We start from the raw sequence: 12,550 nt of genomic DNA, 5'->3' as shown, positions 1-12,550 counted from the left end.
GGGCAACGGCGGCGATAGGCATCGTCGGTGGAGCCTCATCGCCGCCATGGCGGCTCCCACCTCCCACCACCTCCCGGCTCCCACATCGCATTGCTGCGTTCCGTGGGGCGGGACGCCCGCGGCGGCGGGGGCGAGGCCCAGGCGATAGAATGACGCCATGGACACGCCCGCTCCCCGCCAGATCCCGTTGCAGGTCGTCACTGCGCCCACCGCCGCCGCCTCGCTGGAGACCGGCGCCAAGCAGCTGGGCGGCGACAAGATCGGCCGCTCGCCGGTGCAGTTCGCCGACGCGCCGGTGCTGCGCAAGCCCTCCTGGATCCGTGTGCGCATCCCCTCGGGCAACGCCGTGGCCAACCTCAAGGCCAAGCTGCGCGAGAACCGCCTGGTCACCGTCTGCGAGGAGGCCAGCTGCCCGAACATCCATGAGTGCTTCGGCCACGGCACGGCGACCTTCATGATCCTGGGCGAGGTCTGCACCCGCCGCTGCTCGTTCTGCGACGTGGCCCACGGCCGGCCCAAGCCGCCCGATGCCAACGAGCCGGCCAGCCTGGGCAACACCGTGGCCGACATGGGCCTGAAGTACGTCGTGGTCACCAGCGTGGACCGCGACGACCTGCGCGACGGCGGTGCCCAGCATTTCGTCGACTGCATCGGCGCGATCCGCGAGAAGTCGCCGGGCACCCGCATCGAGATCCTGACGCCCGACTTCCGCGGCAAGGGCCGCATGGAGCGCGCGCTGGAGATCCTGGCGACCAATCCGCCGGACGTGTTCAACCACAACATCGAGACCGTGCCGGACCTGTACCGCAACGTCCGTCCGGGCGCGGACTACCAGTGGTCGCTGACCCTGCTCAAGCAGTTCAAGGCCCAGCACCCGGAGATCCCGACCAAGTCCGGCATCATGCTCGGCCTGGGCGAGACCTTCGAGCAGATTCAGGCCACCATGCGCGACCTGCGCGCGCACGAGGTGGACATGATCACGATCGGCCAGTACCTGCAGCCCACCCCGCACCACCACCCGGTGCTGCGTTACTGGACGCCGGAGGACTACAAGGCCCTGGAGGTCTACGGCTACGAGCTGGGCTTCAGCCACGTCGCTTCGGGTCCGATGGTGCGCTCGTCGTATCACGCCGACCAGCAGGCCGCCGGCGCGGGCGTGGCCGCCTGATCCGCGCCTCCGGCCCCAACCCGCGCAGCACCCTGTCCCGCCGCCTGGCCTTTAAGCCTGGCGGCGGTGTCGTATGGACGCCTTGTGCGGGCGCGTTCACATTGCGGAACCGCCTCCCCCCTAGGCTCGCATCGTGCGTGACAGCCCGCGCAACTTTCGGCACTGTGGCGTTGTCAACGTTCCACGCATCTTTCCCCACACGCTTCCACCGGCCCCGCGGCCGCGAGTCCATCGAATGAAAGCCAAGCTCACCCTGACCCTGCTGGCCCTGGCCCTGACCGCCCCGGTGGCGCTGCTGGCGCGGCCTGACGTGACACCCAGCAAGCCGGCCAGCACCAGCGTGGTGCCGATGGGGCCGACCGCCGACCAGTCCACCACCTCCAAGCTGGTCTACGGCCTGCTGTCCGACAGCCGCTACGCCTACCGCCCGCGCGCGCTGGACGATGCGCTGTCCCAGGACGTCTACAAGCGCTACCTGGATGCGCTGGACGGCGGCAAGCAGTTCTTCACCGCCAAGGACATCGAGGGCTTCATGCCGCTGTCTACGCGGCTGGACGATGCGATCAAGAGCGGCCAGCTCTCGCCGGCCTACGACATCTTCCAGGTCTACCGTCAGCGCGTCGGCGAGCGGGTGGCCTATGCGCGCAGCCTGCTGAAGAAGCCGGACTTCGATTTCACCACCCACGAGCGCTGGGAGTACGACCGCGAGAAGGCGCCGTGGGCCAAGGACAGCGCCGAGCTCGACGCGATCTGGCGCAAGTCGGTGATGAACGACTGGCTGCGGCTGAAGATGGCCGGCAAGAAGCCCGACGCCATCGCCCAGACGCTGGACAAGCGCTATGCCAACATCCAGCGCAGCGTGGACGAGCTGGACAGCGAGGACGTGTTCCAGACCTTCCTCAACGCCTATACCTCGGCGGTGGACCCGCATACCGACTACTTCACGCCCAAGACGGCCGAGCAGTTCAACCAGCAGATGTCGCTGTCGCTGGAAGGCATCGGCGCGGTGCTGCAGCGCCAGGACGACACGGTGGTGATCCGCGAGATCGTCCCGGGCGGCCCGGCCGACCTGTCCAAGAAGCTGCAGCCCGGTGCGCGCATCGTCGGCGTGGCCCAGGGTAGCGATGGCGCCTTCACCGACGTGATCGGCTGGCGCACCGACGATGTGGTCGATCTGATCCGCGGCAAGAAGGGCACCCGCGTGCGCCTGGAGTTCATCGCGCCGGAGGCGGGCATGGACGGCCCGCACAGCACGGTGACCATCGTGCGCGACAAGGTGCAGCTGGCCGAGCAGGCCGCCAAGAGCGAGATCGTGACGCTGCCGGCCTCGGGCGCCACGCCTGAGCGACGCATCGGCGTGATCAAGCTGCCGGCGTTCTATCAGGACTTCGAAGGCCGTCGCCGCGATCCGAACAACTACACCTCGGCCACGCGCGACGTGCGCAAGCTGCTGGACGGCTTCAAGGGCCAGCACATCGACGGGGTGGTGATGGACCTGCGCAACAACGGCGGCGGTTCGCTGGACGAAGCGGTCGATCTGACCGGGCTGTTCATCGACCAGGGTCCGGTGGTGCAGGTGCGCGAATCCGGCGGCCGCGTGTCGGTCAGCGGCGACACCACCCCGGGCGTGTCCTGGGACGGGCCGCTGGCGGTGCTGATCAACCGCGGCTCGGCCTCGGCCTCGGAGATCTTCGCTGGCGCCATCCAGGACTACGGTCGTGGCCTGGTGATCGGTGAGACCAGCTTCGGCAAGGGCACCGTGCAGAACCTGGTCGACCTGGACCGCTGGCCGGCCAACGAGGGCGGCAAGCGCTTCGGCCAGCTGAAGCTGACCATCGCCCAGTTCTTCCGCGTGGCCGGTGGCAGCACCCAGCACAAGGGCGTGGTGCCGGACATCGCCTTCCCGGCTAGCATCGATGCGACCGAGTACGGCGAGGACACCTACGACAACGCGCTGCCGTGGACCAAGATCGCGCCGGTCAGCCACACCCAGTACGGCAACTTCGCCCCGCTGCTGCCGAAGCTGGAGGCCCTGCACGACGCACGCGTCAAGAACGACCTGGAATACCAGTGGTGGTCCGAGGACGTGGCCCAGTTCCGCGCGGAGAAGGCCAAGAAGTACGTGACGCTCAACGAGGCCGAGCGCCTGGCCGAACGCGATCGCCAGGAAGCCCAGCGCAAGTCGCGCCAGGAAGAACGCAAGAAGCTGGGCATGCCGCTGGACCCGCTGGCCGGCGATCTGGCCGACGACGGCCTGGGCGCGAGCGAGCGCGACATCGTCAAGGATGCCGCGCGCGAGAAGCTGGCCGACAAGCGCCCCGATCCGCTGCTGCACGAATCGGCCGCGATCCTGGGCGATGCGATCGGCGTGCTGGGCCAGGACAAGCAGCTCTCGGCGCAGGTGTTGCCGGTGTCGACCAAGTCGGGCAGCTGGGCGGATTAAGGGCGTCGCCACGGGCGGGAGCAGCTGTCTGCTCAAATCTCGCGGCGGCGTGCCTGTAGAGCGGAGCTTGCTCCGCTGCTCTTCGTTCGGTTCGTGGGGGAGGCCCCAGCGGAGTCCCCAAGAGGGGATTGCCACAAGCTCCGCTCTACAGGTGGGAGCCGGCATTCCCGCGTTTGCGGTAACGGCGGTAGGAGATTTCCGGAGGCTTTGGGTTGGTGGCCGCCGGATGATGATGGGATGCGGGCGCCTTCGGGCGCCCGCGTCGTTTGGCGCCCGGGCGAGCACCCGCAACGTCGGATTCCATCGGTGCGGGTGTAGCCAGGCGCGGGGCAGGCCCTAGACTGTGCGGCCCCGCGCTGTGGTGAACCCCCATGTCTTCCCCGATGCACGCCGCCACGTCTCCGCGCACCGGCGGCCTGGCCGTGCCGGCCGCGCTGCTGCTGGTCTACGTGGTCTGGGGGTCGACCTATCTGGGGATCCGCATCGCCTTGGAGCACGGCATGCCGCCGCTGCTGGTGACCTCGGGCCTGCGTTTCGTGGTCGCCGGCGCGCTGCTGTTCGGCGTGCTGCGCCTGCGCGGGGTGGCCGCGCCGACGCGCGCGCAGTGGAAGAACCTGGTCGTCATGGGCGCGCTGCTGCTGGGCATGGGCAATGCGCTGGTCGTGCTGGCCGAGACCACCGTGTCCTCCGGCCTGGCGGCGGTGGCGGTGGCCTCGGTGCCGGTGTGGATGGGGCTGTTCGGCCTGCTGCGCGGCCAGCGCGCCACGCGCATCGAGTGGCTCGGCCTGATGCTGGGCTTCGCCGGGGTGGTGTGGCTCAACGCGGGCGGCACGCTCACCGCCAGTCCGCAGGGGCTGGTGTGCCTGCTGCTGGCGCCGATGGCCTGGGCCTTCGGCTCGGTGTGGTCGCGCGGGCGCGACCTGCCGTCGCCCTTCATGGCCGCCGCCGGGCAGATGCTGTGCGGCGGCACGCTGATCATGCTGGCCGGCTGGCTGCGCGGCGAACGCCTGCACGCCGTGCCGCCGCTGGAGGGCGTGCTGGCGGTGGTCTACCTGGCGCTGTTCGGCTCGGTCATCGCCTTCACCGCCTACGTCTGGCTGCTGCATCACGTGCGCCCGGCGCTGGCCGGCAGCTATGCCTACGTCAATCCGATCATCGCCGTGGCGCTGGGCGCGTGGCTGGCGCATGAGCGCTTCCCCGCGCACGACCTGGGCGCGATGGCGGTGATCCTGGTCGGTGTGGTGGTGATCACGCTGGCCAAGGTGCGGCGCAAATGAGTGCGGCGGCGCCGATGCTGGACCGGCGCGGCGTCGCGGCCACGGTCGGGGCGTTCGTGGTGTGGGGCCTGTTCCCGCTGTACTGGCGGCTGCTGCAGCATGTGCCGTCGCTGCAGATCATCGCCCACCGCGTGGTCTGGAGCGCGGTGCTGGTGGTCGGCTGGCTGTGCCTGCGCGAGCGCGGCGCCTGGCTGCGGCGCATCGCCGCCCAGCCGCGCGCACGCGCCACCCTGGCGCTGACCTCGGTGCTGATCAGCTGCAACTGGGGGCTGTACATCTGGTCGGTCAACAACGGCCATGTGGTCGAGGCCAGCCTGGGCTATTTCATCAACCCGCTGGTCAACGTGCTGCTGGGCGTACTGGTGCTGCGTGAGCGGCTGACGCGGCTGCAGTGGATCGCGGTGGCGGTCGCGGCCGGCGGCGTGGCCTGGCTGACCTGGCAGGCCGGGCGCGCGCCCTGGATCGCGCTGGGCCTGGCCCTGAGCTTCGGCGCCTATGGCCTGCTGCGCAAGCTGGTGCAGGTCGATGCGGTGTCGGGACTGGGCATGGAGAGCGTGTACCTGTTCGTGCCGGCGCTGGCGCTGGTGGCCTGGGGCGAGGCCGGGCACGGCGGCGCCTTCGTGCACGGCTGGAGCCTGGGCACCGACGTGCTGCTGGTGCTGGCCGGGGCGGTCACCGCGCTGCCGCTGCTGGGCTTCGCCTACGGCGTGCGGCGTATCCCGCTGTCGCTGGTCGGGCTGCTGCAGTACATCGCGCCGACGCTGCAGCTGCTGCTGGGCGTGCTGGTGTTCGGCGAGCCGTTCGGGCTGGAGCGGGCCTTGGGCTTCGCCCTGATCTGGGCGGCGCTGGGCGTGTTCGTCGGCGACAGCCTGTGGCGCGGACGCCGGCGCGGCTGATGGCCTCACGACCCCGTCAGCCCGCAGGCGCGACCATGGTCGCCATGAAGGACGACGTGACCGCCCCGCCGAAGATCGCCGACGTCCAGCGCGCGGTGCTGGACGCCGCCGCCGGCGCCGACCCCGCGCACGCGGCGCTGGCGCTGGTGGTGGACACTGACGGCTCGACCTATGTGCGCGCCGGCGCGATGGCGCTGTTCGATACCCACGGCGGGCAGGTCGGCTGGCTCAGCGGCGGCTGCCTTGAGCCTGAGATCCAGGTGCGCGCGCTGGCGGCGATCGAGCACGGCGCGGCCGACTGGCTGGAACTCGACACCCGCGAAGACGAGGACCTGCTGTCCGGCTCGGCGATCGGCTGCCGCGGTCGCCTGCAGCTGGCGCTGCTGCCGCTGGCGCTGCTGCCGGGGCTGGAGACCGCGATCGCCGCCTGGCGCGGCGGTCAGGACCAGACGCTGCGGTTGCAGACGCACAAGCCCGATCAGCTGACCCTCACGCTGGGCGCGCAGCGCTGGACGCTGCCCTGCGCGCCTGCGCCCATCGGGCTGGCCGCCGGCATCGTGCTGCTGTTCCAGGCGCCGCCGCAGGTGCTGGTGCTGGGCGCCGGCCCGGAGACGCCGCTGCTGCTGCCGCTGCTGCGCGAGATTGGCTGGACCACGACCCTGGTCGAACGCCGCCCGCGCTGGCGGCCGGCCGACGCGCAGGCCGTCGGCGCCGATGCGCTGCAGCCTCTGGCGCCTGCCGAGGCGCTGACGCTGCCGGCTTCGGCCGCGGCCGATGCGGCGCTGGTCATGCACCACAACTTCGAACTGGATCGCGAAGCGCTCGAAGCGCTGGCCGCGACCGATATCCCCTTCGTCGGCCTGCTGGGGCCGGTGCGGCGGCAGCAGGACCTGTTCCGCCTGCTGCCGCCGGTGGCGCGCCAGGCGCTGGCCCCGCGGCTGCGTTCGCCGGTGGGGCTGGACCTGGGCGGGCGCGGCGCGCAGGCCATCGCGCTGAGCATCGCCGCGCAGCTGCAGGCCTGGCACCACGGCCGCACGGCGTGAGCGACCACATCGCCGTGGTGCTGGCCGCCGGCGGGAGCCGGCGCCTGGGCCGCGCCAAGCAGCTGCTGCCGCGCGCGGGCGAACCGCTGGTCTGCCGCGCCGTGCGCCTGGCGCGGGCCACCGCGCCCCTGCGCCTGCTGGTGGTGGTCGGCGCGCGCGCCACCCAGGTCAGCGCCGCGGTGCGCGCCGCCGATGTGGAGACCGTGATGAACCGCCAGTGGCGCGAAGGCCTGGCCGCCAGCGTGCGCGCCGCGCGCGATGCGCTGGCGACCGACGCGCGCGGCGCCACGCGCGTGCTGCTGCTGGCCTGCGATCAGCCGGCGCTGGAGGCCGCGCATCTCCAGGCGCTGCTTGAGGCCGCCGCGCGGTCCGATTCGGGATGCGCCGGCACGGTGCACGGCGCGCGCATCGGCATCCCCGCCGTGGTCCCGCTGGCGCGCCTGGCGCAGGCCCAGCCGCAGGGCGATGCCGGCCTGCGCGAGCTGCTCAACGCGCTGACGCCCGAGACGGTCGGCCGGCTTGCGGCGCCGGAGCTGGAGTTGGACCTGGACACGCCGGCGGACCTGGTCACGGCGACCGCCCGCGGCCTGATCGATCCGCTGCCGTCCACGAGCGAATAACCGCTTCTTGTGGGAGCAACCGTCTCCTCAAATCTCGCAGCGGCCTGCCTGTAGAGCGGAGCTTGTGGCAATCCCCTTTTGGGGACTCCGCTGGGGCCTTTCCCACGAACTGAACGAAGAGCAGCGGAGCAAGCTCCGCTCTACAGGTGGGAGCCGTCCTTATGGCTTTTTGGCCCGCGGCGGCGAAGTGCTTTGCCGGTAGAGCCCATCGCCGCCGTGGGCCGAAAAGGCCACAAGGGCGGCTCCGGCGATGCAGGGCTTTCGCTTCGCAACTGGCCTTACTGGGCAGACAGTGATGCGGCGTGATGGGAAGGCCTCATCGCCCCCGCGGCGGCCTTCGGCTTGTCGCCTTCAGCGCTGCGCCGTCAGTGCATCGGTCGGCAGCGGCGGGGTCAGCGCCTCGGGCACGGGGCAGCGCGAGGCGGGGGTGGCGGTGGCGGCGAACCAGGCGTCCACCGTCGGCGCCAGCCGGTCCAGGCGCATCGGCAGGCTCAGATGCGTTTCGCCCGGGACTTCCAGATAGCGATCGCGCGGCGCGGCGGCGGCGAGCATGCGGCCGTGCGCGACCGGGATGTGGTGGTCGTTGGCGCCGTGGACGATCAGCACGCAGGCCGGCGTGGCGCGCAGGGCGCCGGCGACGTCGACATCGTCCAGGTTGAGCCCCAGCTGCGCGTCGGCCGCGGCGATCACCGCGTCGAGGTTCTGCCGGCCGTAGGTCGCCTGCGCGATCAGCGTGGTCGCGGCGGACTTCCACGTGTCCGGCCGCGCGGCCAGCATGTGCGGGACCATGTCGCGGATGCCGCGGCCGGCGTTGGCGAAGGATTCCATCGCCACCACGCCGGCCACCTGGGTGCCCAGGTCGTGCGCGGCGAAGATCGCCGTGGCCGCGCCATAGGACACGCCGAACAGGTACAGCGGTCCGGCGATCTCGCCGCGCTGGCGCAGTTGCGCGACCACGCGCGCCACGTCCTGTCCTTCGCGCGTGCCGTAGCCGGCCGGGCCGCTGCCGGAGCGGCCGTGGTTGCGCAGGTCCAGGGTGATGGTGCGGTAGCCGGCCTGGGCCAGCTGCAGCGCCCAGGGCATCAGCGAGTCGCCGTCCATCATCCAGCCATGCAGCAGCACCACCGTGCCGCGCGGGGCGGCCGGCGCCTGCGGCCGCACGAAGTCCACATTGAAGGCCACCTGCTGCAGCGCGCTGCCGTCCGGGTTGCCGGTGTAGCGGTAGTCCAGCCGGTAGTCGCCCGGGTCCAGCGCGCGCCAGTAGATCGGCACGCCGCCTTGCCCCGGCAGCTTGCCGCTGCGGGTGGGCAGGCGCGCCATCAGCCCCTCGATGCGTGGGGCATCCAGCAACGGCGAGACGCCACCGGGCGCGACGATGCGGGTGCTGAGCGAGGTCGAGTTGGGCGGGATGCAGGCGACCAGCCAGACGCAGCAGGCGAGCACCAGCACAAGCAGGCGGGACATCGGCGTGGGGAAGACAGCGAACGGCGGCGCAGCCTAGCGCCGCCGCCGGCCGGCGCGCTATCGCACCGGCGTGACATTCGCATGACAGCTGTCGTGGGTTCAGACAGGCGGCTTGCGTGCGGTTAGGCGGTCACCGCGACGACGATGCGCGGTGACCGCCCAGTCCGATCGACTGCAGGCGTCGATGGCCGGACCGCCGGCGACGCCACGCCACCCCTTCCGCCGCGCCGGCGGTGACCTCACCGCCTCCAGGCGCTCACGACGGAAGCAGCCCTCAGACCTCGCGCAGCGCCTGGGTGATCGGCAGGCGCGCCGCGCGCAGGGCCGGGAACAGCCCGCCCACCAGCCCGATCGCCAGCGCCCACTTCAGCCCGCTCCACAGCAGTGGCGCGGAGACCTTGAACTGGAACACCACCTGGCTGAAGTTCTGCCCCAGCGTGGACACGCTGTAGTTGTTGAACAGCAGCCACGCCAGCGCGCCGCCCAGCAGCCCGCCCAGCAGCGCCAGCAGCATGGTTTCCAGCATCACCGCGGTCACCACCGGCAGGCCACGGAAGCCGATCGCGCGCATGGTGGCGATCTCGCGGGCGCGGGCGGCCACCGCCGCATACATCGTATTGAGCGCGCCGAACACTGCGCCCACCGCCATGATCGCGCCGATCACCGTGCCCAGGATGGTCAGCAGCTTGTTGAGGCCGCCGCCCTGCTTGGCGTAGTAGGCGCGCGTGGTCTCCACGTCCAGCTTCAGGCGCGGATCGCCGGCCATGGCGGCCCTGAACTGCTCGAAGCCGGCCTTGCCCTCGGTCCTGACGGTCACCGACTGGTAGGCGCGGCGGCTGTAGGCGCTGGCCAGGGTTTCCGCATCGGCCCACAGCTCCGAGTCGTGCGCATCGCCGGAGGCGAACACGCCGACCACCTGCCACTGCTGGTTGCCCAGCTTCAGCGGCTGGCCGACCGAGAGTCCACCGAACTGATGCAGCGCGCCCTGGCCGACCACCAGCTCGCGCATGCCCGGCTTGAAGCGCCGGCCCTGGATGATCCGCATGCGCTCGTGCACGGCCCAGGCTTCCTCGCCCACGCCGCGCACCTGCACATTGGTGTCCGAACCATCGGACTTGGACGGCAGCGCGACCACCTGCGACAGCTCGGCCGAGACCAGCGGCCGGCCGTTGGCATCGCGCGCGATGCCGGGCAGGCGGCCGATCAGCGGCAGTTGGTCGCGGGTGATGACCGAGTTGGCCTCGGCCTGCGAGCCGCCGCGCAGCACGATGGCGCTGGTCTCATCGCCGGTGCCGTTGAGCTGGGCCTGGAAGCCGTTGCCCATCGCCAGCATCGCCACCAGCACCGCGACCACGCCGGCGATGCCGACCACGATCACCGAGGCCGCGCCCCAGCGCTGGGGCAGGCTGGCCACGCCGATGCGCGTGGCCTGCAGCGCCAGGCGGCCGGTGCGGGTCAGTCCCAGCCACAGCCCCAGCAGCGCCGCGAGCGCCAACACGAGAAACCACGGCAGCGCCACCCAGACGCCGATGCCCACCACCAGTGCGCCGATGGTTAGCGCATTCCACAACCCTTGCTTGCGTTTCATGCGTGCGCTCCTTCAGCGGCCGGCCAGTGCATCGACGATCTTCAGGCGGCTGGCGCGTAGCGCCGGCAGCACGCCCACCACCAGCCCGATCACCACCACCAGGCCCGCGCCGACGGCCCAGGTCTGGCCGGGCACGCGCGCCGGCAGCATGCCGCCGGCCTTGGCCGCCAGCGCGGGCAGGATGCCCGCCGCCAGCCCCAGGCCGATCGCCCCGCCCAGGCCGATCAGCAGCAGCGATTCGACCAGCACCAGCCACAGCATCGTGCGGTCCTGGAAGCCCAGCGTCTTGAGCGTGGCCAGCTCCGGCACGCGCTCGCGCACGGCCTGGGCCATGGTGTTGCCGGTCAGCAGCAGCAGGGTGAAGAACACCGCGCCCATGATCGAGGTGACGATCAGGCCGATGTCGGCGAACTGCTTGACGAAGGCCTGCTGCCAGGACGATTCGGTCTGCGACTTGGTCTCGTGGTCAGAGTTCATCGACAGCGCATCGATGGCCTGGGCCACGCGCGAAGCGTCGTCCGGGTTGTTGAGCGTGACCGTGTACCAGCTGACCTGGCTCTTGATGTAGTCGTTGGACTCATCGAAGTACTTCCAGTTCATCACCAGCTGGTTCTCCTCGTTGGCCGCCGTGCTGCGGTCCTTGGCGCGGAAGATGCCCACCAGCTGCAGCGGCCAGTCGTTGCTGCCGCCGCGCGGGAAGATGGTGGCCTGCAGCGGGATGGTGTCGCCGAGCTTCCAGCCGAACTTGCTGGCCAGCGTCTCGCCCACCACCGCGCCGGTGCGCGTGGTCTGGAAGGCCTTGAGCTGCGCGGGCGGCAGCTGCAGGTTGGGGTAGAGGTCGAAGTAGTTGGGCGCGACCGAGAAGTTGGGAAAGAAGTCCTTCGGGTCGCGGTAGATACCGCCGAACCACATCGCATAGGTCACGTCCTTGACCCCCTGGACCTGCTTGATTTTCTGCTCCAGGTTGAGCGGCAGGGTCTGGGTGATGGACAGGCGCGAGGCGACGATCAGGCGGTTGGCGCCGTCGACCGAGCCGCCGGAATTGAACGCCACGCGCACCGAGTCGAGCATCCCGTACAGCAGGAACGCGGCGACCACGCTGAGCAGGGTCAGGAAGGTGCGCGTCTTGCTGCGGAACAGCTGCGCCCAGACCAGGGAGAGATATTTCATGACGGACCTCGTGAGGCGAGGAGGGCTAAGGGAGAAGCGCGTGGAGGCGTCGTGCGGCGCGGGCCTCGGCGCGCGATTGCATTCGCGCACGGCCCGCGCCGGAGTTCATCGCTCAATGCTCGACCGCATCGACCAGCTCGCCCTTGTCCAGGTGCACCGTATGGGTGGCGTACTCGGCGGCCTTGGGATCGTGGGTGACCATGATGATGGTCTTGCCGTGGTCGCGATTGAGCAGCTGCAGCAGGGTCAGCACTTCCTCGGCCGAGGCGCGGTCCAGATCGCCGGTGGGTTCGTCGCAGATCAGGAAGGTCGGGTCGGAGACGATGGCCCGGGCGATGGCCACGCGCTGCTGCTGGCCGCCGGAGAGCTCGTTGGGGCGATGGTCGCGGCGCTCGGCCAGGCCCACCAGGGTCAGGGCGATCTGCGCGCGGCGCTTGCGGTCGGCGGCCGACAGGTCGGTCAGCAGCAGCGGCAGCTCGACGTTCTTCTGCGCGGTGAGCATCGGCATCAGGTTGTAGAACTGGAACACGAAGCCCACGTGCCGGCTGCGCCAGTTGGCCAGCTGGCCGCCGCTGAGCCGCTCGATGTGCTCGCCTTCGATCTGGATCTCGCCCGAGGTCGGCGAATCCAGTCCGCCGATCAGATTGAGCAGGGTCGTCTTGCCCGAGCCGGACGGCCCCATCAGCGCGACGAAGTCGCCGGCGGTGATGTCCAGGTCCAGGCCATGCAGCACGTGCACCTTTTCCGGGCCGCGCTGGTAGGTCTTGGTGAGGTTGCGGATCGAAACCAGGGACGTCATGGCGATGCCTCGTGTGGATGCGGGCCAAGGCCCGGGCAGAAGGAAACAGGCGCAAGGCGCGTGGCGCCTTTCGCGTGCGGTC

General features: G+C 70.8%; 10 protein-coding genes. 6 read left to right on the top strand and 4 right to left on the bottom strand.

Annotated features, from left to right (window positions below):
• The first annotated feature begins 157 nt into the window (after positions 1-157).
• The 6 genes from lipA to EAT51_RS16650 all read left to right on the top strand — a co-directional run bounded on the left by lipA (position 158) and on the right by EAT51_RS16650 (position 7,447).
• On the top strand, positions 158-1,168 hold the full coding sequence (gene lipA / locus EAT51_RS16675; RefSeq protein ID WP_130516636.1) for a lipoyl synthase: 1,011 nt from the start codon (positions 158-160) through the stop codon (positions 1,166-1,168).
• A gap of 235 nt (positions 1,169-1,403) precedes the next feature.
• Entirely contained in the window at positions 1,404-3,611 is a 2,208-nt protein-coding gene (locus EAT51_RS16670; RefSeq protein ID WP_130524487.1) for a carboxy terminal-processing peptidase, read from the top strand.
• 371 nt (positions 3,612-3,982) lie between these two features.
• Entirely contained in the window at positions 3,983-4,888 is a 906-nt protein-coding gene (yedA, locus tag EAT51_RS16665; RefSeq protein ID WP_130561852.1) for a drug/metabolite exporter YedA, read from the top strand.
• Complete coding sequence (gene rarD, locus EAT51_RS16660; protein WP_130524485.1) at positions 4,885-5,784, top strand: EamA family transporter RarD; 900 nt, start codon at positions 4,885-4,887, stop codon at positions 5,782-5,784. The genes yedA and rarD overlap by 4 nt, the downstream gene beginning before the upstream one ends.
• Positions 5,784-6,827 (top strand): XdhC family protein, encoded by a 1,044-nt coding sequence (locus EAT51_RS16655; RefSeq protein WP_228257976.1) that lies wholly within the window; start codon positions 5,784-5,786, stop codon positions 6,825-6,827. The genes rarD and EAT51_RS16655 overlap by 1 nt, the downstream gene beginning before the upstream one ends.
• Positions 6,824-7,447, top strand: a complete 624-nt coding sequence (locus tag EAT51_RS16650) for a nucleotidyltransferase family protein (RefSeq protein WP_228257975.1) — start codon at positions 6,824-6,826, stop codon at positions 7,445-7,447. The genes EAT51_RS16655 and EAT51_RS16650 overlap by 4 nt, the downstream gene beginning before the upstream one ends.
• A 351-nt stretch (positions 7,448-7,798) precedes the next feature.
• On the opposite strand, the gene EAT51_RS16645 is transcribed toward EAT51_RS16650, so the two are convergent.
• The 4 genes from EAT51_RS16645 to EAT51_RS16630 all read right to left on the bottom strand — a co-directional run bounded on the left by EAT51_RS16645 (position 7,799) and on the right by EAT51_RS16630 (position 12,468).
• On the bottom strand, positions 7,799-8,911 hold the full coding sequence (locus tag EAT51_RS16645) for an alpha/beta hydrolase (protein ID WP_130516643.1): 1,113 nt from the start codon (positions 8,909-8,911) through the stop codon (positions 7,799-7,801).
• Between the two features lie 274 nt (positions 8,912-9,185).
• Positions 9,186-10,499 (bottom strand): ABC transporter permease, encoded by a 1,314-nt coding sequence (locus EAT51_RS16640; protein ID WP_130516645.1) that lies wholly within the window; start codon positions 10,497-10,499, stop codon positions 9,186-9,188.
• A gap of 12 nt (positions 10,500-10,511) precedes the next feature.
• Positions 10,512-11,669, bottom strand: a complete 1,158-nt coding sequence (locus tag EAT51_RS16635; RefSeq protein WP_130516647.1) for an ABC transporter permease — start codon at positions 11,667-11,669, stop codon at positions 10,512-10,514.
• Positions 11,670-11,781: 112 nt separating this feature from the next.
• The gene (locus tag EAT51_RS16630; protein ID WP_130516649.1) at positions 11,782-12,468 is read right to left on the bottom strand and encodes an ABC transporter ATP-binding protein; all 687 of its coding nucleotides are present in this window, start codon (positions 12,466-12,468) and stop codon (positions 11,782-11,784) included.
• Positions 12,469-12,550: the final 82 nt, after the last annotated feature.

It is taken from the genome of Pseudoxanthomonas winnipegensis (assembly GCF_004283755.1).
Taxonomy (GTDB): Bacteria; Pseudomonadota; Gammaproteobacteria; order Xanthomonadales; family Xanthomonadaceae; genus Pseudoxanthomonas_A; species Pseudoxanthomonas_A winnipegensis.
Note: the sequence above shows the minus strand (reverse complement) of the source record. Positions and strands in the feature narration are given on the sequence as shown.